This window comes from Pseudomonas sp. MDT1-17, from assembly GCF_054898105.1.
Genome location: NZ_JBUBVM010000001.1, coordinates 6,128,025 through 6,149,548, shown reverse-complemented (window position 1 = coordinate 6,149,548; position 21,524 = coordinate 6,128,025). Strand labels below are relative to the sequence as shown.

General features: G+C 59.0%; 20 protein-coding genes. 14 read left to right on the top strand and 6 right to left on the bottom strand.

Features of this window, described 5'->3' with window-relative positions:
- Positions 1 to 66 precede the first annotated feature (66 nt).
- The 7 genes from ACYZTX_RS28400 to ACYZTX_RS28370 all read left to right on the top strand — a co-directional run bounded on the left by ACYZTX_RS28400 (position 67) and on the right by ACYZTX_RS28370 (position 8,506).
- The gene (locus tag ACYZTX_RS28400; protein WP_462036794.1) at positions 67 to 1,425 is read left to right on the top strand and encodes a glutamine synthetase family protein; all 1,359 of its coding nucleotides are present in this window, start codon (positions 67 to 69) and stop codon (positions 1,423 to 1,425) included.
- A gap of 58 nt (positions 1,426 to 1,483) precedes the next feature.
- On the top strand, positions 1,484 to 2,848 hold the full coding sequence (locus tag ACYZTX_RS28395; RefSeq protein ID WP_462036793.1) for an aspartate aminotransferase family protein: 1,365 nt from the start codon (positions 1,484 to 1,486) through the stop codon (positions 2,846 to 2,848).
- A 199-nt stretch (positions 2,849 to 3,047) separates the two neighbouring features.
- Positions 3,048 to 4,145 (top strand): polyamine ABC transporter substrate-binding protein, encoded by a 1,098-nt coding sequence (locus ACYZTX_RS28390; protein WP_462037125.1) that lies wholly within the window; start codon positions 3,048 to 3,050, stop codon positions 4,143 to 4,145.
- Positions 4,146 to 4,387: 242 nt separating this feature from the next.
- On the top strand, positions 4,388 to 5,485 hold the full coding sequence (locus ACYZTX_RS28385) for a polyamine ABC transporter substrate-binding protein (RefSeq protein ID WP_462036792.1): 1,098 nt from the start codon (positions 4,388 to 4,390) through the stop codon (positions 5,483 to 5,485).
- Positions 5,486 to 5,559: 74 nt separating this feature from the next.
- Positions 5,560 to 6,702, top strand: coding sequence for an ABC transporter ATP-binding protein (locus ACYZTX_RS28380; RefSeq protein ID WP_462036791.1), 1,143 nt, complete (start codon positions 5,560 to 5,562; stop codon positions 6,700 to 6,702).
- A gap of 35 nt (positions 6,703 to 6,737) precedes the next feature.
- Positions 6,738 to 7,619, top strand: coding sequence for an ABC transporter permease subunit (locus ACYZTX_RS28375; RefSeq protein ID WP_461971029.1), 882 nt, complete (start codon positions 6,738 to 6,740; stop codon positions 7,617 to 7,619).
- Entirely contained in the window at positions 7,616 to 8,506 is an 891-nt protein-coding gene (locus ACYZTX_RS28370; RefSeq protein ID WP_462036790.1) for an ABC transporter permease subunit, read from the top strand. The genes ACYZTX_RS28375 and ACYZTX_RS28370 overlap by 4 nt, the downstream gene beginning before the upstream one ends.
- 91 nt (positions 8,507 to 8,597) lie before the next feature.
- Here the strand turns inward: ACYZTX_RS28370 and ACYZTX_RS28365 are convergent, their stop codons facing one another.
- On the bottom strand, positions 8,598 to 8,990 hold the full coding sequence (locus ACYZTX_RS28365; RefSeq protein ID WP_462036789.1) for an HD domain-containing protein: 393 nt from the start codon (positions 8,988 to 8,990) through the stop codon (positions 8,598 to 8,600).
- 236 nt (positions 8,991 to 9,226) lie between these two features.
- Between ACYZTX_RS28365 and ACYZTX_RS28360 the strand changes: the two genes are divergently transcribed.
- Complete coding sequence (locus ACYZTX_RS28360; RefSeq protein WP_462036788.1) at positions 9,227 to 10,192, top strand: GlxA family transcriptional regulator; 966 nt, start codon at positions 9,227 to 9,229, stop codon at positions 10,190 to 10,192.
- A gap of 135 nt (positions 10,193 to 10,327) precedes the next feature.
- On the opposite strand, the gene ACYZTX_RS28355 is transcribed toward ACYZTX_RS28360, so the two are convergent.
- Entirely contained in the window at positions 10,328 to 12,727 is a 2,400-nt protein-coding gene (locus ACYZTX_RS28355) for a penicillin acylase family protein (protein WP_462036787.1), read from the bottom strand.
- A gap of 109 nt (positions 12,728 to 12,836) precedes the next feature.
- Positions 12,837 to 13,418 carry a DUF6436 domain-containing protein gene (locus ACYZTX_RS28350; RefSeq protein WP_462036786.1) on the bottom strand — a complete coding sequence of 194 codons (582 nt, stop codon included), beginning with the start codon at positions 13,416 to 13,418 and terminating at the stop codon, positions 12,837 to 12,839.
- A gap of 97 nt (positions 13,419 to 13,515) precedes the next feature.
- On the opposite strand from ACYZTX_RS28350, the gene bipL reads away from it, so the two are divergent.
- Positions 13,516 to 14,463, top strand: a complete 948-nt coding sequence (gene bipL / locus ACYZTX_RS28345; RefSeq protein WP_462036785.1) for a phospholipase BipL — start codon at positions 13,516 to 13,518, stop codon at positions 14,461 to 14,463.
- A 120-nt stretch (positions 14,464 to 14,583) separates the two neighbouring features.
- On the opposite strand, the gene ACYZTX_RS28340 is transcribed toward bipL, so the two are convergent.
- Positions 14,584 to 15,336 (bottom strand): DUF2059 domain-containing protein, encoded by a 753-nt coding sequence (locus tag ACYZTX_RS28340; RefSeq protein WP_462036784.1) that lies wholly within the window; start codon positions 15,334 to 15,336, stop codon positions 14,584 to 14,586.
- 108 nt (positions 15,337 to 15,444) lie between these two features.
- Here ACYZTX_RS28340 and ACYZTX_RS28335 point away from each other — a divergent pair, with 108 nt between their 5' ends.
- Positions 15,445 to 16,077: a 2OG-Fe(II) oxygenase gene (locus ACYZTX_RS28335; protein WP_462036783.1), complete on the top strand. Its 633-nt coding sequence runs from the start codon at positions 15,445 to 15,447 to the stop codon at positions 16,075 to 16,077.
- Positions 16,078 to 16,079: 2 nt separating this feature from the next.
- On the top strand, positions 16,080 to 16,565 hold the full coding sequence (locus ACYZTX_RS28330) for a 2-thiouracil desulfurase family protein (RefSeq protein WP_462036782.1): 486 nt from the start codon (positions 16,080 to 16,082) through the stop codon (positions 16,563 to 16,565).
- 128 nt (positions 16,566 to 16,693) lie between these two features.
- On the opposite strand, the gene ACYZTX_RS28325 is transcribed toward ACYZTX_RS28330, so the two are convergent.
- Entirely contained in the window at positions 16,694 to 17,281 is a 588-nt protein-coding gene (locus ACYZTX_RS28325) for a transporter substrate-binding domain-containing protein (protein WP_462036781.1), read from the bottom strand.
- 135 nt (positions 17,282 to 17,416) lie between these two features.
- Between ACYZTX_RS28325 and ACYZTX_RS28320 the strand changes: the two genes are divergently transcribed.
- Positions 17,417 to 17,842, top strand: a complete 426-nt coding sequence (locus ACYZTX_RS28320) for a DUF4399 domain-containing protein (RefSeq protein ID WP_462036780.1) — start codon at positions 17,417 to 17,419, stop codon at positions 17,840 to 17,842.
- 63 nt (positions 17,843 to 17,905) lie between these two features.
- On the opposite strand, the gene serA is transcribed toward ACYZTX_RS28320, so the two are convergent.
- Positions 17,906 to 19,135, bottom strand: a complete 1,230-nt coding sequence (gene serA / locus ACYZTX_RS28315; RefSeq protein ID WP_462036779.1) for a phosphoglycerate dehydrogenase — start codon at positions 19,133 to 19,135, stop codon at positions 17,906 to 17,908.
- 205 nt (positions 19,136 to 19,340) lie between these two features.
- Here serA and ACYZTX_RS28310 point away from each other — a divergent pair, with 205 nt between their 5' ends.
- Together ACYZTX_RS28310 and ACYZTX_RS28305 are read left to right on the top strand one after the other, a co-directional pair.
- Positions 19,341 to 20,735, top strand: coding sequence for an FAD-binding oxidoreductase (locus tag ACYZTX_RS28310; RefSeq protein ID WP_462036778.1), 1,395 nt, complete (start codon positions 19,341 to 19,343; stop codon positions 20,733 to 20,735).
- 36 nt (positions 20,736 to 20,771) lie between these two features.
- Complete coding sequence (locus tag ACYZTX_RS28305; RefSeq protein WP_462036777.1) at positions 20,772 to 21,437, top strand: fumarylacetoacetate hydrolase family protein; 666 nt, start codon at positions 20,772 to 20,774, stop codon at positions 21,435 to 21,437.
- Positions 21,438 to 21,524 lie beyond the last annotated feature (87 nt).

Here is a 21,524-nt window from a genome sequence, read left to right as displayed (position 1 = left end):
AGCGACGCCCATGCGTCAAACAACGCCTGACTTATAAGAGTCAGGAAACTCAGCCTAGAGGCATTTATGAGTAACAACCTCGACCAGCTCACCGATTGGTTGAAAGACCACAAGATCACAGAAGTCGAATGCATGATCGCCGACTTGACCGGGATCACCCGGGGCAAGATATCGCCGACCAACAAGTTCATTGCCGAAAAAGGCATGCGCCTGCCCGAGAGCGTTCTGTTGCAGACCGTGACCGGCGACTATGTCGAAGACGACATCTATTACGAACTGCTCGACCCGGCCGACATCGACATGATTTGCCGTCCCGACCAGAACGCGGTGTTCCTGGTGCCCTGGGCTATCGAGCCCACTGCCCAGGTCATCCACGACACCTACGACAAGCAAGGCAACCCGATCGAGCTGTCGCCGCGCAACGTGCTGAAAAAGGTTCTGAAACTCTATTCCGAGAGGGGCTGGCAGCCGATTGTGGCGCCAGAAATGGAGTTCTACCTGACCAAGCGTTGCGAAGACCCGGACTTCCCGCTGCAACCGCCGGTTGGCCGCTCAGGTCGCCCGGAAACCGGTCGCCAGTCCTTCTCGATTGAAGCGGCGAACGAATTCGATCCGTTGTTCGAAGACGTCTACGACTGGTGCGAATTGCAGGAGCTGGACCTCGACACACTGATCCACGAGGACGGCACGGCGCAGATGGAAATCAACTTCCGTCACGGCGATGCCCTGTCCCTGGCCGACCAGATCCTGGTGTTCAAACGCACCATGCGCGAAGCCGCGCTCAAGCACAACGTGGCAGCCACCTTCATGGCCAAGCCAATGACCGGCGAGCCGGGCAGCGCGATGCACTTGCACCAGAGCATCATCGACATCGAAACCGGCAAGAACGTGTTCTCCAATGAAGACGGGAGCATGAGCCAGTTGTTCCTGAACCACATCGGTGGCTTGCAGAAACTGATCCCCGAGCTGTTGCCGCTGTTCGCGCCTAACGTCAACTCGTTCCGCCGCTTCCTGCCGGACACCTCGGCACCGGTGAACGTGGAGTGGGGCGAGGAGAACCGCACCGTGGGCCTGCGGGTTCCGGATGCCGGGCCGCAAAACCGTCGGGTGGAAAACCGCCTGCCGGGCGCCGACGCCAACCCGTACCTGGCGATTGCCGCGAGCCTGCTCTGCGGTTACATCGGCATGGTCGAAGGCTTGAACCCGAGTGCGCCGGTGGTGGGGCGTGGCTATGAACGCCGCAACCTGCGCCTGCCACTGACCATCGAAGACGCGCTGGAACGCATGGAACACAGCGTGACTATCGAGAAGTACCTGGGCAAAAAATTCATCACTGGCTACGTCGCGGTCAAGCGGGCCGAGCATGAAAACTTCAAGCGCGTGATCAGTTCGTGGGAGCGGGAATTCCTGCTTTTCGCCGTCTGATACGCCGGGCGCCGCTGCTCTTGGCGGCGCCCTCCACTGGAATCTTAGGAGAATTCGCATGACCAGCAACAACCCGCAAACCCGTGAATGGCAAACCCTGAGCAACGATCACCACCTGGCCCCGTTCAGCGACTTCAAGCAGCTGAAAGAAAAAGGCCCGCGGATCATCACCAGCGCCAAAGGCGTTTACCTCTGGGACAGCGAAGGCAACAAGATCCTCGACGGCATGGCCGGCCTGTGGTGCGTGGCGATCGGTTACGGTCGCGATGAACTGGCCGATGCCGCCAGCAAACAAATGCGCGAACTGCCTTACTACAACCTGTTTTTCCAGACGGCTCACCCGCCGGTGCTGGAATTGGCCAAGGCCATCGCCGACATCGCGCCACAAGGCATGAACCATGTGTTCTTCACCGGTTCCGGCTCTGAAGGCAACGACACCATGCTGCGTATGGTCCGCCACTACTGGGCGATCAAGGGGCAGCCGAAGAAGAAAGTCATCATCAGCCGCAAGAACGGTTATCACGGTTCTACCGTGGCCGGCGCGAGCCTGGGTGGCATGACGTACATGCACGAACAAGGCGACTTGCCGATCCCGGGCATCGTCCACATCGCGCAGCCTTACTGGTTCGCTGAAGGCGGCGACATGACACCGGAAGAGTTCGGTATCTGGGCGGCCAATCAGCTGGAAGAGAAGATTCTGGAAGTCGGCGTGGACAACGTCGGTGCCTTTATTGCCGAGCCGATCCAGGGTGCCGGCGGCGTGATCATTCCGCCAGACACCTACTGGCCACGCATCAAGGAAATCCTCGCCAAGTACGACATCCTGTTCGTGGCTGACGAAGTGATCTGTGGTTTCGGCCGTACCGGTGAGTGGTTCGGTTCCGATTTCTACGACCTCAAACCCGACATGATGACCATCGCCAAAGGCCTGACGTCCGGCTACATCCCTATGGGTGGCCTGATCGTGCGTGACGAAGTGGTGGCGGTACTCAACGAAGGTGGCGATTTCAACCACGGCTTCACCTATTCCGGGCATCCGGTGGCCGCTGCCGTGGCACTGGAAAACATCCGCATCCTGCGCGAAGAAAAAATTATCGAGCGCGTTCATGCAGAAACGGCACCCTATTTGCAAAAGCGTCTACGGGAACTGAACGATCACCCGTTGGTGGGGGAAGTCCGCGGGGTGGGGCTGCTGGGGGCGATCGAACTGGTGCAGGACAAGGCCACTCGCAAGCGTTACGAGGGCAAGGGCGCCGGCATGATTTGCCGCACGTTCTGCTTCGAAAACGGCCTGATCATGCGCGCCGTCGGCGACACCATGATCATTGCTCCGCCACTGGTGATTACACCGGCAGAAATCGATGAGTTGGTGACCAAGGCACGCAAGTGTCTGGACCTGACCTTGAGTGCATTGCAGGGCTAAGTGCTAGGCTCTGAGCGGGGTGCGAAGTTTGCATTTCGCTCAGCGCAAACAAAGGATGGGTCTTTCCTTGAAAGCCTGCCTTGGATCTTGCCAGACTACCGGTTGTTTTTAGCTGCCCAGGAATAGGCCGCTGGCTCTTGGTTAACAAGAACGTGGTTAAAAAAGAAAAATTGGAGCATTACCCATGAAGGCATTAGGTATGAAGATAGCTGGCAAGACCCTCCTCGCCATGTCCCTGATGGGCGTGATGGCGGGCGCAGTTCAGGCGGACGACAAGGTTCTTCACGTGTACAACTGGTCCGATTACATCGCACCGGACACCGTCAAGAAGTTCGAAGCCGAGTCGGGGATCAAGGTTGTTTACGACGTATTCGACAGTAACGAAACCCTGGAAGCCAAGTTGCTGGCAGGCAAGTCCGGCTACGACATCGTCGTACCGTCGAACAACTTCCTGGCCAAGCAGATCAAGGCCGGTGTTTACCAGAAGCTGGACAAGTCCAAACTGCCTAACTGGAAGAACCTGAACCCTGACCTGCTTAAAGCGGTGTCGGTGAGCGACCCGGGCAACGAACACGCGTTTCCGTACATGTGGGGTTCGATCGGTATCGGCTTCAACGCCGAGAAGGTCAAGGCTGCACTGGGTGCCGATGCGCCCACCAATTCCTGGGATCTGATCTTCAAACCTGAAAACGCCGCCAAGTTGAAGTCGTGCGGTATCAGTTTCCTTGATTCGCCAACCGAGATGATTCCGGTGGCGTTGCACTACCTGGGCTATCCAACCGACAGCCAGGACAAAAAACAACTGGCCGAAGCCGAAGCACTGTTCCTGAAGATTCGTCCTTCGGTGGGCTACTTCCACTCGTCCAAGTACATCTCCGACCTGGCCAACGGCAACATCTGCGTCGCCGTGGGTTACTCGGGTGATATCTACCAGGCCAAGTCCCGCGCGGCTGAAGCCGGTGACAAGGTGAAAGTCAGCTACAACATTCCGAAAGAAGGTGCGGGCAGCTTCTACGACATGGTCGCCATCCCTAAAGATGCCGAAAACGTCGAAGGCGCCTACAAGTTCATGACCTTCCTGCAGAAGCCGGAAATCATGGCCGAAATCACCAACGCCGTACGCTTCCCGAACGGTAACGCGGCCGCCACCGCATTGGTCGATAAAGAAATCACCGCCGACCCAGGTATCTACCCCCCAGCGGACGTGCTGGCCAAGCTGTACGCGATTGCCGACTTGCCGGCCGCGACCCAGCGGATCATGACTCGCAGTTGGACCAAGATTAAATCCGGTAAATAAGTAAAACCCTGTAGCAGCTGCCGCAGGCTGCGTCCAACTGCGAAGCAGTTGTGCTGTTGAAAACGCGGAAAGGTCCTTCGGACCTTAACGCAGCCTTCGGCAGCTGCTACAGGTCTCTGCATAAAAGTTTTGCTGGAACGGTTTTTCGAGGGTAAGTTGCGCGCCGGTTTTGTTGCCAGGCAGCCATGGCTGTCATGTAACGCGGGGCAACTTGGGCCCAACTAATTTTAGAGGACCTCCACGTGCCTATTTTTTCTTTGTTGCGCAATGCACTGCTGGTCGGCGCCGGACTGACGCTTGCCGTTAGTGTCCAGGCGGCGGGCACTGTGCATATTTATAACTGGTCGGACTACATCGGTCAGACCACCCTGGCGGACTTCCAGAAAGAGTCCGGCATCAAGCCGGTGTACGACGTCTTTGATTCCAACGAAACCCTGGAAGGCAAGTTGCTGGCCGGGCGTACCGGTTACGACGTGGTTGTGCCGTCCAATCACTTCCTTGGCAAACAGATCAAGGCGGGCGCTTTCCAGAAGCTCGACAAGTCCAAGTTGACGAACTATTCCAACCTCGACCCGGTGCTGCTCAAGCGCCTGGAGCAAAACGATCCGGGTAACCAATACGCCGTGCCGTATTTGTGGGGCACCAACGGCATCGGTTACAACGTCGATAAGGTCAAGGCTGTGTTGGGCCTCGACAAGATCGATTCCTGGGATGTGGTGTTCGAGCCGGAGAACATCAAGAAGCTGCAGAGCTGCGGCGTGGCGTTTCTCGACTCCGCTGATGAAATGATGCCAACGGTCCTCAACTACATGGGCCTCAACGCCAACAGCACCGACCCCGAAGACTACAAAAAGGCCGAAGCCAAGTTGCTGGCGGTGCGGCCTTACGTGACCTATTTCCACTCGTCCAAATACATCGCGGACCTGGCCAACGGCGATATCTGCGTGGCGATCGGTTTTTCCGGCGATATGTTTCAGGCCAAGGCTCGCGCGGCTGAGGCTGGCAAAGGCATGAACATCGCTTACTCGATTCCGAAAGAGGGCGGTGCGCTCTGGTTCGATATGCTGGCGATCCCCAAGGATGCGGCCAACGTCAAGGAAGCCCACGCCTTCATCAACTATTTGCTGAAACCTGAGGTGATCGCCCAGGTCAGCGATTACGTGGGTTACGCCAACCCTAACCCAGGGTCGGACACGCTGATGGAACAGTCCATTCGCACCGACGAATCGGTTTATCCACTACAAGCAGTCCTCGACAAGACTTACGTGTCTATCGAGTTACCACCAAACATTCAACGTTTGATGACCCGCAGCTGGACCAAGGTCAAGTCGGGTAAATAGCTGCAAGGCTCAAACTATCCAAAAGTTCGCTCACCTTGAGCGAACTGCACTCTTTTTTTCTGGGAGTTTCGTAAATGGCAGTTGCCTCCGGCGCCTATAAGAAAGCCCTCGAGGGCGACCAGACACCTAAACAGGTGTTGGTCAAAATCGACCGGGTCACGAAGAAGTTCGACGAGACGATTGCCGTGGACGATGTGTCCCTGGAAATCAAGAAAGGCGAGATTTTCGCCCTGCTCGGCGGTTCGGGATCGGGCAAATCCACGTTGCTGCGCATGCTCGCAGGCTTCGAACGGCCCACGGAGGGGCGCATTTTCCTCGATGGCGTAGACATCACCGACATGCCGCCGTACGAGCGGCCGATCAACATGATGTTCCAGTCCTACGCCTTGTTCCCGCATATGACTGTGGCGCAGAACATCGCCTTCGGCCTCAAACAGGACAAAATCCCCGCAGCTGAAGTCGATGCTCGCGTAGCCGACATGCTCAAGCTGGTTCAGATGACGCAATACGCCAAGCGCAAGCCGCATCAGTTGTCCGGTGGCCAGCGTCAGCGTGTGGCCCTGGCGCGTTCGTTGGCCAAGCGACCGAAGCTGTTGCTGCTCGACGAACCGATGGGTGCTCTGGACAAGAAGCTGCGTTCGCAAATGCAGCTGGAGCTGGTCGAGATCATTGAGCGTGTCGGCGTAACCTGCGTCATGGTGACCCACGACCAGGAAGAGGCCATGACCATGGCCGAGCGTATCGCGATCATGCACCTGGGCTGGATCGCCCAGATCGGCAGCCCGATCGACATCTACGAAACCCCGACCAGCCGCCTGGTCTGCGAGTTCATCGGCAACGTCAACATCTTCGACGGCGAAGTGATCGACGACGCCGAAGGCCACGCGATCATCACTTGCAAGGACCTGGACCGTCAGATTTATGTGGGCCACGGGATCAGCACGTCGGTGCAGGACAAATCCGTGACCTACGCGATCCGTCCGGAAAAACTGCTGGTGACGCCGATCCAGCCAACTTGCGAATACAACTGGTCCAGCGGCAAGGTGCACGACATTGCCTATCTGGGCGGGCACTCGGTGTTCTACGTCGAACTGCCAAGCGGCAAGATCGTCCAGTCCTTCGTTGCCAACGCCGAGCGCCGTGGCGCGCGTCCGACCTGGGGTGACCAGGTTTACGTGTATTGGGAAGACGACAGCGGCGTGGTACTTCGCTCATGAACATGCGCAAATTCAAACGCCGTCTTAACCGAATAATTCCCGGTGGCCGCCAACTGGTCATCGGCGTCCCGTTCATCTGGCTGTTCCTGTTTTTCATGCTGCCGTTCTTCATCGTCCTGAAGATCAGCTTCGCCGAAGCCGACGTGGCCATTCCGCCGTACACCGAGATCTATACCTTCGCCGAACAGAAACTGCAGTTGCTGCTTAACCTCGGCAACTACGCGATGCTGGCCGGCGACGAACTGTACATTGCCGCTTACCTCGGCTCGTTGAAGATGGCGCTGATCAGCACCATCCTTTGTCTCGCAATCGGTTACCCGATGGCCTACGCCATCGCCAGCGCCCGCAAAGAAATGCAAACGGTGCTGGTGCTGCTGATCATGATGCCGACCTGGACCGCGATCCTGATCCGCGTCTACGCGTGGATGGGCATCCTCAGCAACAACGGTCTGCTCAATGGTTTCCTGATGACGATGGGCTGGATCGATGAACCGCTGCAGATCCTCAACACCAACCTCGCGGTCTATATTGGGGTCGTTTACTCCTATCTGCCGTTCATGATTCTGCCGCTCTACGCCAACCTGGTGAAGCACGACAACAGTCTGCTGGAAGCGGCGTCCGACCTCGGCTCAAGCACCTTCAACAGCTTCTGGAAGATCACCATTCCGCTGTCCAAGAACGGCATCATCGCCGGCTGCATGCTGGTGTTCATCCCGGTCGTGGGCGAGTTCGTGATTCCGGAACTGCTGGGCGGTCCGGAAACCCTGATGATCGGTAAAGTGCTCTGGCAAGAATTCTTCAACAACCGTGACTGGCCGGTGGCGTCTGCTCTGGCAGTGGTGATGTTGCTGATCCTGATCGTGCCGATCATCCTGTTCAACCGTAGCCAAGCCAAAGAAATGGAGGGCAAGGAATGAAGCGCTTCCGTTTCTCAAGTTTCATGCTGGTAGCGGGTTTGCTGTTCATCTACGCGCCGATGCTGATCCTGGTGATCTACTCGTTCAACGCCTCCAAACTGGTGACGGTATGGGGCGGCTGGTCGATCAAGTGGTATGTCGGGTTGATGGACAACACCCAGCTGATGGGCTCGGTGGTGCGCTCGCTGGAAATCGCCTGCTACACGGCGGTGGCGGCGGTGGCACTGGGTACGTTGGCGGCGTTCGTCCTGACCCGTATCACCCACTTCAAGGGTCGCACGCTGTTCGGTGGTCTGGTCACCGCGCCGCTGGTGATGCCCGAAGTGATCACCGGTCTGTCGCTGTTGCTGCTGTTCGTGGCCATGGCGCAGATGATCGGTTGGCCACAGGAGCGAGGCATCATCACCATCTGGATCGCCCACACGACGTTCTGTGCGGCGTATGTGGCGGTGGTGGTGTCGGCGCGCTTGCGTGAGCTGGACCTGTCCATCGAAGAAGCGGCCATGGACCTCGGTGCGCGGCCGTGGAAGGTGTTCTTCCTGATCACCATCCCGATGATCGCGCCCTCCTTGGGCGCGGGCGGCATGATGTCCTTCGCCCTGTCCCTGGACGATCTGGTGTTGGCGAGCTTCGTGTCCGGCCCGGGTTCCACGACCCTGCCGATGGAAGTGTTCTCGGCGGTGCGTCTGGGCGTGAAACCCGAGATCAACGCTGTGGCCAGCCTGATTCTGCTGGCGGTATCGCTGATGACCTTCCTGGTCTGGTTCTTCAGCCGCCGTGCCGAAGAAGCGCGCAAGCGTGCGATTCAGCAGGCGATCGAAGAAAGTGCTGCCGACTCCTGGAAACAACCGGACGTGCGTCGCGCCCCGGCGCCGGAAGCGGCTTAACAGCAAAAGATCGCAGCCTGCGGCAGCTCCTACAGGAAAACGTATTCCCATGTAGGAGCTGCCGCAGGCTGCGATCTTTTGATTTTGTGGGTTAGGAAATCCAAGGCGACTTGCGGATGATCTCGACGAAATTCATCGGCTTGAAACCCGGCTCGCTGTCGACCAACCAGACCTGTTCGATATCGTCGTCGGACAAACCGTAGGGTTTGAGGAACGCTTTGGCAGCGTTGGCGCTATCGACTTCGAAGCGCTCGTCGTCAGTGCGATGACCTTCCACCAGACCCAAGTCATGGAACATCGCGCCGACGTACAACAGTTCGGGGTCATAGGCCAGTTGCTTGCGTTCACCGCTCAAGGCGCCGAACAGAAATACCCGACGCGAGTGGTGATACAGCAGGTCTGATTCGACGTCGCGAATGTATTCCGTGGTGGCCTTGGCCAACGCGCTGTCGGGGATTTTAATACCGGCGATGTTGCTGCTCATGGTGCTTTCCTCGTGGGGAGCGCCGTGGCGGCGCTGATGGGATCAGTCTGTCCGCGCACCCGAAACCGAGCTATCGATCCATGGCTGCGATCCTTGCCAATGAGCAGGCATATCGCGCCAATCTCGCTTGTTGCCCGAGGATTGGCTAGGGTTAACGCAGATTTCCCGAAAGGAATGCAGTCCTGTAGGAGCTGCCGCAGGCTGCGATCTTTTCCACATTCAAGGTAATTCCTGTCATGCAGAAAACCGTTGCCATCGTGGTGTTCTCAGGCGTTCAGTCCCTGGACGTCACCGGTCCCATGGATGTGTTTTCAGAAGCCAATCGTTTCCTCGAGCCGCAAGATCACTATCGACTGGAGGTGATTGGCGTCGAGCGCGGGGTGATGCCGTGTTCAAACGGTTTGTCACTCAATGCCCATCGGCATTTCAGCGAAGCGCTGGCGGCCTATGACTTGCTGTTGGTGGCCGGTGGGCCGCAGTTGCCGTTCATGAATTTCGGTGCGGCATTCGATGCCTGGTTGCGTGATGCCTGCGCGCTGGCGCAACGCTTTGGCTCGATCTGCAACGGCGCGTTCATGCTCGCCCGGGCCGGATTGCTGGAAGGGCGAACGGTGACCACCCACTGGGGAGACGCCGCGGCGCTGGCGCAGTTGTGCCCGTCGACTCAGGTCGATGCTGATCGCCTTTACGTGCAGGACGGCGAGCTCTACACCTCGGCGGGTGTCACGGCGGGGATTGATCTGTCGCTGTACTTATTGGCCAGGGATCACGGGCCGGAAGTCGCATTGAGTGTGGCAAAACGATTGGTGGTGTTCACTCAGCGCTCCGGCGGGCAGTCACAGTTCAGCCCATTCCTCACGCCACACGCCGAACCCACTTCTGCCGTGGCACTGGTGCAGCTTTACGTCTTGGCCAACCTGACGGGCGACCTGACGATTGCCGACCTGGCCAACGCCGCCAACATGAGTGCCCGCAACTTTTCCAGGGTGTTTACCAAAGAGGCGAAAATCACCCCGGCGGAATTCGTCGAACGGGCCAGGGTGGACGCGGCGCGGGTGCTGCTTGAAAGCACCCATTCGCCGCTCAAGACCGTGGCTTATCAATGCGGGTTTCGCGATGCCCAGCACATGCGCAGTGTGTTCAACCGCAGGCTGGGGGTGACGCCGCAGCAGTTCAGGCTGAACTTTGCGGCGATGGTTTGAGCTGACATTTTTGTCGCTTGTCAGGGCCTCTTCGCGAGCAGGCTCGCTCCCACATTAGTCCGTGTCTGTCTGAACAACTTGGTCAACTGTGGGAGCGAGCCTGCTCGCGAAAGCGTCCGCCCGGCCAACTAAAAACTACTGCGCAGCACGCGCCGGCAACAGCTTCAACGTGCTCCGCGTATTGGCCGTGACTTCTTCGTCGTTGAGATGCGCCTGGTAGTAGATCCCTTCGATAAACGCCTCAGCCTGGTCGTCATAGTGGCTGTCGAACGGCACGCCGCTCTGGCCGACCGGGTTGATGGTCAGGCTGTGGGCTGGGTCGGCGAAGTCGATCAGGCGGCGGGTCGACGGACCATACGTCACGGGCCATGGCGCCGGACCGATCTTGGCCGAAAGGTTGTTCGGCACTTCGTGAGTGCCAGGCGCCGCGAACGGGCCGACATTGAAGAGACGGTCCAGCGGCTTTTGCTGCCCCAGCGGATGGCCATGCGTCAGCGTATGCGCCTTGCCCCACTGCCATTGCGCGAAGTCAGCGCCGAGGGTGGTCTTGAGGTGAGCGATGCTCGCTTGCCACGCAACCTTGACCGTGTCGGCGCGGGTTTCCTTACCGAGGGTGTTGCGGTTGTCCCACCACGGCGAATCGGCGGTCGCGGCCAGTCGCGGTAATGCCGCATCAATCACCCGGGTCGACAGCAATGTTTCGAAGAAGTCATTGCCCAGTTCATCGTGCATGGTCGCGTCAGCCAGGTTGAACAGGAGCTGATTGAACAGCGTGGCGCTGGTGGAATCGAGTGGGTAGTCGCCTCTCCACTGGGTGAGTTGCTCAACCAGTTTGAGCTCGGCGGGGTCACTCACTACTTCGCGCAATACCGGCAGCAGTGGCGCCAACACGCGAGGACCGTAGGCGGTGGTGGTGCCCAGTTGCAGCTTTTGGCTGGCATCCAGATCCCACTTGATGGTGTTGTCGCTGAGCTGGCGATTGAGCTGCTGACCGCGATCGGCGAGGTTGTAGTAACCGGGAACCTCCATGCCGGTCGGCGATACCGGCTGAAAGTTGGCCGAGACGATGTAACCGCGTGCCGGGTTCTCTTCCTGTGGGTTGGCGCTGAACGGGTAGAAACCTTCCTTGTCCGCCTCGGCGGTGCTGCCGTCGAGGATGAACCCCGGACGCACACCGGCCTGACGTTTTGGCAACTGCGCGGCTGCCCACCAGCCGATGTCGCCCTTGGCGTTGGCCCAGACGATGTTCAGCCCCGGCGCCTGAACCTTCGCCGCGGCACTGCGCGCCTTGGCCAGGGTGTCAGCGCGGTTGAGCTGGTAGAAGCCCTCGAGGATCGGATTCTGGCTTTCGAGAAAACCCCACCACATGGCGATCGGTGTTTTGCCGACGTTGCTGCCCAGCGCATCGTTGACGATCGGACCGTGGGGCGACTGGCGCAGCACCAGTGTCACCGGCGCCTGGCCCTTGACCGCGATCTGCTGTTCGCTGGTCACCATGTCCACCCACTTGCCGCGATACCAGACCTGATTGGGGTTGTCCGGGTTGACCTTCTCGGCGATCAGATCGAGGTCGTCGTTCTGGAACATGGTGATGCTCCAGCCGAAATCGCGGTTCAGCCCGAGGGAGGCGAACGGCATCAACGCCTGATAGTGGCCGTAGAGTTCAAAGCCCGGCGCCGAGAGGTGCGCTTCATACCACACCGACGGCGCGGAAAAGCGGATATGCGGGTCGCCGGCCAAAAGCGGTTTGCCGCTTTTGGTTCGGCCTCCAGAGACGACCCAGGCGTTGCTGCCCTCGAACTGTGGCAAACCGTTGTCGGCGAGTGCCTGTTCGCTAAGGCGGGCGAGGGTGTTGAGGTCTTTCCAGTCGGCACTGGCCAGGGGCAGCGTGCTGCCGTTGAGCACACCTTTGGGCTGCCAGTCGAGATCAAAGATGTTCAGGTAGTTGGCGCCCAACTGATCGCGCACGAAGGTCAGCAACGGTTCGGTGCGAAACGCTGCGGCAAAACTGTAGGCCATGTAACCGGCGATGCTGATGGTGTCCTGAGCAGTGAACGGGCGTTTGGGGATGCCCAGCACATCAAACTCTGCGGGCTTTGGATGGCTGTTCTGATACTGGTTGATGCCGTCCAGATAAGCTTGCATGGCGATAAAGGCCGGCGATTGTTTGTCCATATTCGCCAGGTAGGTGTCGGCGCGTTCGCGAATGCGCAGGCTGCGCATGAGCTTGTCGGTGTCGAGCAGTTTCGGGCCGAGGACTTCGGCCAGCTCTCCACGGGCGAGGCGGCGCAAGACTTCCATCTGAAACAGCCGGTCCTGGGCGTGCACATACCCGAGGGCGCGGTACAGGTCGGTTTCGTTCTCAGCGCGGATGTGCGGGATGCCGCGCTCGTCGTAGCGCACGGTGACCGAACCTTGCAGGTGTTGCAGCTCCACCATGCCCTGGCGTGTCGGCTGCTTGCTGTAGATGTACCCGCCGCCACCTGCGGCGAGCACGACAATCAGCAAGGCGAGAACGGTCAAGCTACGTTTCATGGTGATTCCTTGTTGTTATGAGTGGCAGCAGTTCCCTGGCGGCACTGTTTAACACGGCTTGGCGAATTGGCCCATCGCCCGTAGGAGGGATTCGCGTCTCCTGTCAGCCTTACTTCGTTGTGTCGACGGGCCACGGGCAGTAACAACCCACTGCCAGTGTGTGCGTGGCATTCACCGTGCGGCCTTCGTTCAGCGCTTGCAGAATCGGTTCAATAAAGCTGTTACTCGAATTGCAGGTCAGACCTTCGCTGTACGGGCCGAAATACGCCAGTTTGCCGCTACGATCCCAGATCGCCACGGCCGGGCTGGCGGGGATCTGTTCGGAGCCCGGGAGGACGGCGATGCTTTTGAGGCCGCTTAAGGTGCTCGGCAACTGACCGTGGCTGCCAGGCTTTTGTACCGCATAAAACTCCACGCCTTGCGGTACGTAGTGCTCAACCAGTTCGCTCAGGTGTTGTTGGTTGCCGACATTGCACGGGCAGGCCGGGTCCCAGAAGTGCACGAGGCGGATGGCGCCGGGGCCGGCGAGGTTGTCGGGCAGGCGCAGCGGATCGCCGGAAAATACCGCGGTGTGCTCGCTGAATGTCCGCAGGTAGCGGCCCTGAAACCAGTCGTAAGCAACCCACAGCAAGCCGGCACACACGAGGGCGAGCAGGCTGGCAAGCAGTGTGGCGCGGTAGGGCGAGCGCATGGATTTCAGTCCTCGAAGGTGCGCTAGCTTGCCATGCTTGCCGCGACAGATGAATATCGCAGGCCCATAAAGTCCGTTTCACGTTCTGGAATTGCTCATGTCTGCCACTTTCGACCCCGATCATCTGCGTGCCAGCCTGCGGCCACTGGCCGACAGGCAGCCGCTGTCGGTGGAAGCGCTGGCTTACCAACGCTTCTACGGGCTGGATTTTGCCGGGCGTCATGTGCGCAGTAGCCTTGGGCGTTTCGAGGTCGATGGTTATGAAGTGGTCAGCCAGGTCTGGTGGCCCGAGCGGGCGAAGGCGACGCTGTTTTTGTTCCACGGCTTTTATGATCACACCGGACTTTACCGGCATGTGATCGAGTGGGCGCTGGATCAGGATTTTGCGGTGATTGCCTGCGACCTGCCGGGGCACGGGTTGTCCAGCGGTGCGCGGGCGAGCATCAAGGATTTCGCCGAGTATCAGGACACCCTGCAAGGACTGTTCGTCGAGGCGCAATCCCTCGATCTGCCGCAACCGTGGCACCTGTGCGGGCAAAGTACTGGCGGCGCGATCGTGATCGATCATGTGCTCAATCAGGGCGCCAGCAGTCCGGCCCAGGGCCAGGTAATCCTGTTTTCACCGCTGGTGAGGCCGCGAGCCTGGGGCTGGTCGCAGCTCAGCTATTACCTGCTCAAGCCTTTCGTCAAAGCCATCGCCCGGCGCTTCAGCGAAAACTCCAACGACCCGGATTTTTTGCCCTTCCTGCAAGCCGACCCGTTACAGCCGCTACGTTTGCCGACCGCCTGGGTCGGTGCGCTGGCGCGCTGGATCAAGCGCATCGAAGCCGCACCGGACAGTCCGCGGCGACCGTTGATTGTTCAGGGGCAGGCGGACATGACGGTGGATTGGGAACATAACCTTGAGGTGTTGCGGGGCAAGTTCGATCGGCCGCAGGTACTGATGTTACCCGAGGCACGGCATCACCTGGCGAATGAGACGCTGGCGTTGCGGCGGGAGTATTTCGGTTTTTTGAGCAAGCGGATCAAGGGGCGGAATCTTTAGGGGCTGTGGCGGCCTCTTCGCGAGCAGGCTCGCTCCCACAGTTGACCGAGTTGTTCAGACGAGCACGGTCTAATGTGGGAGCGAGCCTGCTCGCGAAAGCGATCTTTAAGGCGCCGAAAGTTACTGGCGAAGACTTGAAGCATCCTGCCCCACCGCCAGCCCCGCGCGAATCGCTGCCAGTGCTGCCTGATAGTAAGCCTTGCCTTCGTCAGACTCGGCAAACGTGGCGAATTCTTCCAGTTCGTTATCCGACAGGTCGCGATAGACATACAGCAGCGTGTTGTTCAGGTCACTGCCAATCTGGTCCATCAAGCGCTGACGCTGACCGTTCAACATGCCTTGAGCCTGACCGCCGCCGAGCAGGCCGGGGATCATCGAACTGAGGCTGTCGGCCGCGACACCGGCAATCGCCAGGCTGACTTCAGCGCCGGCCTCGCGCGCAGGCAGGGCCTGAGCCAGATGGCCGATGATCAACAGGCGGCTGTCGCTGGCCTGGATCTTGGGTAAACCCTTGGCGTTTTTTGCCAGCTGATCACGACGGGTTGCGAGCAATTCGGCGGCGACGATTTTCTTGCCCAAAGGTGACTGAAAGAACGCCAGCGCGGGTTTCGGATCGGCAAGGGTCTTGCGCAATTGTGCTTCGGCGCGCTGGTCCACGGCCTGGGGGGCAAAGCGCTGATTGCTGTTATTCACCAACGCCTGGAAAACGGCCGGGGGCAGGCTATTTTGATACCGCTGCTGAGCGGCCGAGAGAGCGTCGTTGAAATGCGCGCGTTGTTCTGGCCAGCCGGCGACCTTGTACAACTGGTCGTGGCTGTCTGCCCAAGCGGGCATAACGCAGAACATCAGCATTGAGAAAAGCAAACGGCGCATAGGGACTCCTGTCAGCAGGCGACTATTCTCCGTGTGGCATTCGTCCTTGTCGAGAATTCGTATCAAGCCGCTGCGCGGCTCTGTCGGATTTTCGGGCACAGGAATACTATGCGCGCCATGCCAATACCCTCTGATCACCCGCTGCTGTTACGTATCGTCGACGACCTGGCTGAACACGGCTGGTCGCAGCAGAATATTTTCCTGCCCAAGGCTCTGACCCTGGAACTGGCGGCTGAGTGCCGTAAACGTGCTGCTGAGGGCGAATTGGCCCCGGCCGCCGTGGGGCGCGGGCCGACAGCCGAAATTCGCGAGGGGATTCGCGGCGACCATATCCAGTGGATCGAGCCCGGCCAGGCCGATGCTTGCGACCGCTATCTGGAATTGATGGACAGCCTGCGCGAGGCGATGAATCGCGGTTTGTTTCTGGGCCTGGAAGATTTCGAAAGCCATTTCGCCCTGTACCCGCCCGGCGCTTTCTACCTCAAGCATGTCGACCGTTTTCGTGATGATGACCGGCGCACGGTGTCGGCGGTGGTTTACCTCAATGACCCCTGGCTGCCCGAGCACGGCGGCCAGTTGCGCATGTACCTCGATGAAGGCGTCGAATACGATGTAGTACCTGTCGGCGGATGCCTGGTGGTGTTCCTGTCGGGCGAGGTGCCCCACGAAGTCCTGCCCGCGACCCGGGATCGCCTGTCGTTGACCGGCTGGTTTCGACGTCGTGGCAACGAGCCGTTCTGATCATGCAGAAAATTCTGGTAAGCCGCTGTCTTCTCGGCCACCGCGTACGTTACGACGGCGGCGCGAGCGGGCCTTTCGATCAGCTTCAGCAGTGGCTTGATGAAGGTCGGGTGGTGCCGTTGTGTCCGGAGGTTGCCGGTGGCTTGCCGACGCCACGGGCGGCGGCGGAGATTCCGGGCGGGCAGGGCGGTGAAGTGCTGGATGGCCATGCGTCGGTGATTACCACCGAGGGCGAGGATGTCAGTGCGCAGTTTCTCAACGGTGCTTTTCAGGCGTTGGACCTGGTGCAAAAGCACGGCATCCGGATCGCTGTGCTCAAGGCCAACAGCCCGTCTTGCGGGAATCTGTTGACGTATGACGGGAGCTTCAGCGGTGTGAAGGTCAGTGGTGAAGGGGTGACGGCGGCGTTGCTCAAGCGCAATGGCGTTCAAGTCTTCAGTGAGCTGGAGTTGCCACAAGCGGCTGAAGCCTTGGCAACCCTGACCTAACGCCCTACACAAAACCACTGTGGGAGCGAGCCTGCTCGCGAAGGCGGTGTGTCTGGCAGCCTCAATGTCGACTGACACACCACCTTCGCGAGCAGGCTCGCTCCCACAGGTTATTCGCCAGCCTGAAATCAGGGTTTCGGCGCCACGCTCGTATCCGCCCCCAACCACTTCTGCGACAACGCCTCCAGTCGCCCATCCGCCTTGATCCGCTGCAACGCGTTCTCCAGGCTGGCATGAAACGCCGGGTTACCCTTCTGAAACGGAATCGCCAGGCTCACGGGCGGGCCGACTTTCGGCTTCTCTTCCGTCAAGGCTTGCACCAGCAGCATCGAGCGCGGTTGCTCTTCCTTCTGCGCGATCAATTGCGCATTGGTGTAGCTGTAAGGTTCGCTGAAGTCGAAACGATCCTTGAGGTCCGGGGTCACTGCTATGTGATTGATGGCGACGTCGTACTTGCCGGTTTCAACACCTTGCAGCAGATCGTTGGAATCGGTAATGACGAAGTCGGCCCGTACATCCAGTTCGTTGGCCAGCAGTTGGCCCAATTCGACCTCGAAGCCCGTTAGATTGCCATCGTCCTTGAAATTGAACGGCGGTGTATTAGCCTCAAGAGCGATGCGCAATTCGCCACGGACGTTTACATCGTCAATCAGTTCGGCATGAGCCAAAGGGCTCAAAAGGGGTAGCAGGCAGATCAGGCCAGGCAAAAAACGCATGGTCACTCCTTTGAATTCATTATCGCGATGCTCTGGTTCAGGCTCGCTTTGCTATGGTTGTCGAGAGCTTTCGACAACGAATGGCCGTGAAGTTGTCATGGCCACGCGGATTTTACGAAAAAACTGGAGATGAGAATGAAAACCTTTATGTCACGAGCAGCATTGGCTGGCCTGTTGCTGGGTGCTTCGATGTTGGCGACGGCTGCAACGCCGGCTCCCGAGGGGGCAGAAGCGTTCATTGTTTCCCCGGAAGACGGGGCCACGGTGCCACAGGAATTCAAGGTTAAATTTGGCATCAAGGACATCTCATTGGCCCCGGCGGGCGATGTCACCAAAAATACCGGCCACCATCACTTGCTGATTGACGTTAAAGAGCTGCCTGCTGCAGGGCAACCGATTCCGACGGATGCCAACCATATGCATTTTGGTAAGGCGCAAACCGAGGCCACCATCAAGCTGCCGCCAGGCAAGCACACTTTGCAGCTCGAACTGGGCGACAGCGGTCACCTGCCGTTCGATCCGCCAATCGTTTCGAAGAAAATCACCGTCAACGTCAAGTAACGTTGTCGCGCGCATGAAAAAGGGAGACCCGAGGGTCTCCCTTTTTTGTCGCTCAAGTCGCTATCAGAACAACACGCGGCAACGAATGGTGCCGTTGATGTGCTGCAGTTTCTCTTGGGCGATTTCCGAGTAGTCGGCGTCGACATCGATCACGACGTAGCCGACTTTCTCGTTGGTCTGCAGGAACTGACCGGAAATGTTGATGCCGTTTTCGGCGAAAACCTTGTTGATCTCGCTCATCACACCCGGAATGTTCTCGTGGATGTGCAGCAGACGGTGCTTGCCAGGGTGAGCCGGCAGCGCCACTTCCGGGAAGTTCACCGACGATACCGACGTACCGTTGTCGCTGTACTTGACCAGCTTCTCTGCCACTTCCAGACCGATGTTGGCTTGCGCTTCAGCGGTGGAACCGCCGATGTGCGGGGTCAGGATCACGTTGTCCAGGCCACGCAGCGGGCTTTCGAACTCTTCGTCGTTGGAGCGAGGCTCCACCGGGAACACGTCGATGGCCGCGCCGATCAGGTGCTTGTCCTTGATCGCGTCCGCAAGGGCTTGCAGTTCAACGACCGTGCCGCGCGCCGCGTTGATCAGGATGCCGCCCTTCTTGATGGCGCGGATTTCCTTCTCGCCGATCATCCACTGGGTCGCAGCGGTTTCCGGAACGTGCAGGGTGACGATGTCGGACATGCCCAGCAGCTCGTGCAGGTTGCCGACCTGGGTGGCGTTACCCAGTGGCAGCTTGGTCACGGTGTCGTAGAAGTACACCTGCATCCCCAGGCCTTCTGCCAGGACTGACAGCTGAGTACCGATCGAGCCGTAACCGACGATGCCCAGCTTCTTGCCACGGATTTCGAAGGAGTTGGCTGCGCTCTTGATCCAGCCGCCACGGTGGCAGGAAGCGTTTTTCTCAGGAATGCCGCGCAGCAACAGGATCGCTTCGGCCAGCACCAGCTCGGCAACGGAGCGAGTGTTGGAGTACGGTGCGTTGAACACCGCGATGCCGCGTTCGCGAGCCGCGTTCAGGTCGACCTGGTTGGTGCCGATGCAGAAACAGCCGACAGCGACCAGCTTCTTCGCCTGATCGAAGATCTCTTCGGTCAGTTGAGTGCGGGAGCGAATGCCGATGAAGTGCGCATCAGCGATCTTTTCCTTCAGCTGGGCTTCCGGCAGAGAACCGGTGAGGTACTCGATGCTGGTATAGCCCGCCGACTTGAGAACGTCGACAGCCGATTGGTGGACGCCTTCGAGAAGAAGGAACTTGATCTTGCTCTTATCGAGAGAAGTCTTGCTCATCTGCGTAAACCTGTATCCCGGAGAAAAATGGCAGGGAATCGGACAGCGTGAGCTGACCCGGACGGCAGGAAAGCCGTCACCGCAGAACAGCCTTTGGGCACTATGCTGCGGGGTCGGTATGCTAGCATATGCACCCCGCTAAACACTCATTCCTGCGACGTGAAGCGTTCTCAGGATGACCATGAATTGTTCGAGAGTTCTGTCGATGACCAATCCTGCCTTGATTGAAGAGCTGAAGACCCTGGTTGAGCCTGGCAAGGTGCTGACCGATGCCGACTCCCTGAATGCTTACGGTAAGGATTGGACCAAGCATTTCGCCCCGGCCCCGACGGCCATTGTGTTTCCCAAGACCACCGAGCAGGTCCAGGCCATTGTCCGTTGGGCCAATGAACACAAAGTGGCGCTGGTGCCGTCCGGCGGTCGTACCGGGCTTTCGGCTGCGGCCGTGGCAGCCAATGGCGAAGTGGTCGTGTCCTTCGACTACATGAACCAGATCCTCGACGTGAACATGACCGACCGCACCGCGGTCTGCCAGCCAGGCGTGGTCACCGAACACCTGCAGAACGTCGCCGAAGAAAAAGGCCTGTACTACCCGGTGGACTTCGCTTCGGCAGGTTCCAGCCAGATTGGCGGCAATATCGGCACCAATGCCGGCGGGATCAAGGTCATTCGCTACGGCATGACCCGCAACTGGGTCGCGGGCATGAAAGTCGTCACCGGCAAAGGCGATCTGCTGGAGCTGAACAAGGATTTGATCAAGAACGCCACGGGTTACGACCTGCGCCAGCTGTTCATCGGCGCAGAAGGCACCCTCGGTTTTGTGGTTGAAGCCACCATGCGACTGGACCGCGCTCCGAAGAACCTCACCGCGATGGTCCTCGGCACCGCCGATTTCGACTCGATCATGCCGGTGTTGCACGCGTTCCAGAGCAAGCTCGACCTGACCGCCTTCGAATTTTTCTCCGACAAAGCCCTGGCCAAGGTCATGGCTCGCGGCGACGTGCCGGCGGCGTTTGAAACCGATTGCCCGTTCTACGCGCTGCTGGAATTTGAAGCGACCACCGAAGAAGTGGCCAACCACGCCCTGGAAACCTTCGAGCACTGCGTCGAGCAGGGCTGGGTGCTGGACGGCGTGATGAGCCAGAGCGAAACCCAGCTGCAGAACCTCTGGAAGCTGCGCGAATACATTTCCGAGACCATCTCGCACTGGACGCCTTACAAGAACGACATTTCGGTCACTGTGTCGAAAGTACCGGCATTCCTGAAAGAAATCGACGCGATCGTCGGCGAACACTACCCGGATTTCGAAATCGTCTGGTTCGGCCACATCGGCGACGGAAACCTGCATTTGAACATCCTCAAGCCGGAGAACCTGAGCAAGGACGAGTTCTTCGCCAAGTGCGCGACCGTCAACAAGTGGGTGTTCGAAACCGTCGAGAAGTACAACGGCTCGATTTCCGCCGAACATGGCGTGGGCATGACCAAGCGTGACTATTTGACCTACAGCCGCTCACCGGTTGAGATCGAGTACATGAAAGCCGTCAAAGCGGTGTTCGACCCGAACGGCATCATGAACCCAGGCAAGATTTTCGCTGTTTGACTTTTGAATTTAAGAGCTACGAAACAGGAGTCGGTAATGAGCTATCAGCACCAGTATGTCGACGGCACGCGTATTCACTTCCCGCTGGGGAAAGTGGTGTGCATCGGCCGCAACTACGCCGAACACGCCAAGGAACTGGACAACCCGGTGCCTACAGAACCGCTGCTGTTCATTAAGCCGGGCAGTTGCGTCGTGCCACTGGAAGGCGGTTTCAGCATTCCGACCGAACGTGGTTCGGTGCATTACGAAGCGGAAATCGCGGTGTTGATCGGCAAGCCTTTGTCGACCAAACCGAGCCGTGAAGAAGTGCTCGATGCTATCTCCGGCTTCGCTCCGGCTCTGGACCTGACGCTGCGCGACAAGCAGGCCGAGCTGAAATCCAAGGGCCTGCCGTGGGAAATCGCCAAGTCCTTCGACGGTGCGGCGGTGATTGCGCCATTCGTGTCCGGCAGCACGTTTGCTGACCTGACCGACATCGGCATCCGCCTGACCATCAATGGTGAGGTCCGCCAGGACGGCAACAGCAGCGCGATGCTCAATCCGATCGTGCCGATGATCCAGCACATGGCCGGCTGTTTCTCGCTACAGGCCGGTGACGTGATCCTGACGGGTACGCCGGTTGGCGTCGGTCCGCTGAATGCTGGTGATGAACTGGTGCTGGAATTGCCAGGCGCCAGCAGCTTCACCAGCAGCGTCCGCTAAAAAAGCAAAAGATCGCAGCCTTCGGCAGCTCCTACACCGACCTCTGTAGGAGCTGCCGAAGGCTGCGATCTTTTGATCTTGGCTGCC

Coding starts and splice junctions, on each gene's coding strand:
- ACYZTX_RS28335 (WP_462036783.1), top strand. CDS start 15,445: ATGCGCGCCATGCCAATACCCTCTGATCACCCGCTGCTGTTACGTATC.
- ACYZTX_RS28365 (WP_462036789.1), bottom strand. CDS start 8,990: ATGAGCAGCAACATCGCCGGTATTAAAATCCCCGACAGCGCGTTGGCC.
- ACYZTX_RS28360 (WP_462036788.1), top strand. CDS start 9,227: ATGCAGAAAACCGTTGCCATCGTGGTGTTCTCAGGCGTTCAGTCCCTG.
- ACYZTX_RS28320 (WP_462036780.1), top strand. CDS start 17,417: ATGAAAACCTTTATGTCACGAGCAGCATTGGCTGGCCTGTTGCTGGGT.
- ACYZTX_RS28330 (WP_462036782.1), top strand. CDS start 16,080: ATGCAGAAAATTCTGGTAAGCCGCTGTCTTCTCGGCCACCGCGTACGT.
- bipL (WP_462036785.1), top strand. CDS start 13,516: ATGTCTGCCACTTTCGACCCCGATCATCTGCGTGCCAGCCTGCGGCCA.
- ACYZTX_RS28355 (WP_462036787.1), bottom strand. CDS start 12,727: ATGAAACGTAGCTTGACCGTTCTCGCCTTGCTGATTGTCGTGCTCGCC.
- ACYZTX_RS28390 (WP_462037125.1), top strand. CDS start 3,048: ATGAAGATAGCTGGCAAGACCCTCCTCGCCATGTCCCTGATGGGCGTG.
- ACYZTX_RS28400 (WP_462036794.1), top strand. CDS start 67: ATGAGTAACAACCTCGACCAGCTCACCGATTGGTTGAAAGACCACAAG.
- ACYZTX_RS28350 (WP_462036786.1), bottom strand. CDS start 13,418: ATGCGCTCGCCCTACCGCGCCACACTGCTTGCCAGCCTGCTCGCCCTC.
- ACYZTX_RS28395 (WP_462036793.1), top strand. CDS start 1,484: ATGACCAGCAACAACCCGCAAACCCGTGAATGGCAAACCCTGAGCAAC.
- ACYZTX_RS28380 (WP_462036791.1), top strand. CDS start 5,560: ATGGCAGTTGCCTCCGGCGCCTATAAGAAAGCCCTCGAGGGCGACCAG.
- ACYZTX_RS28310 (WP_462036778.1), top strand. CDS start 19,341: ATGACCAATCCTGCCTTGATTGAAGAGCTGAAGACCCTGGTTGAGCCT.
- ACYZTX_RS28305 (WP_462036777.1), top strand. CDS start 20,772: ATGAGCTATCAGCACCAGTATGTCGACGGCACGCGTATTCACTTCCCG.
- ACYZTX_RS28370 (WP_462036790.1), top strand. CDS start 7,616: ATGAAGCGCTTCCGTTTCTCAAGTTTCATGCTGGTAGCGGGTTTGCTG.
- ACYZTX_RS28325 (WP_462036781.1), bottom strand. CDS start 17,281: ATGCGTTTTTTGCCTGGCCTGATCTGCCTGCTACCCCTTTTGAGCCCT.
- ACYZTX_RS28340 (WP_462036784.1), bottom strand. CDS start 15,336: ATGCGCCGTTTGCTTTTCTCAATGCTGATGTTCTGCGTTATGCCCGCT.
- serA (WP_462036779.1), bottom strand. CDS start 19,135: ATGAGCAAGACTTCTCTCGATAAGAGCAAGATCAAGTTCCTTCTTCTC.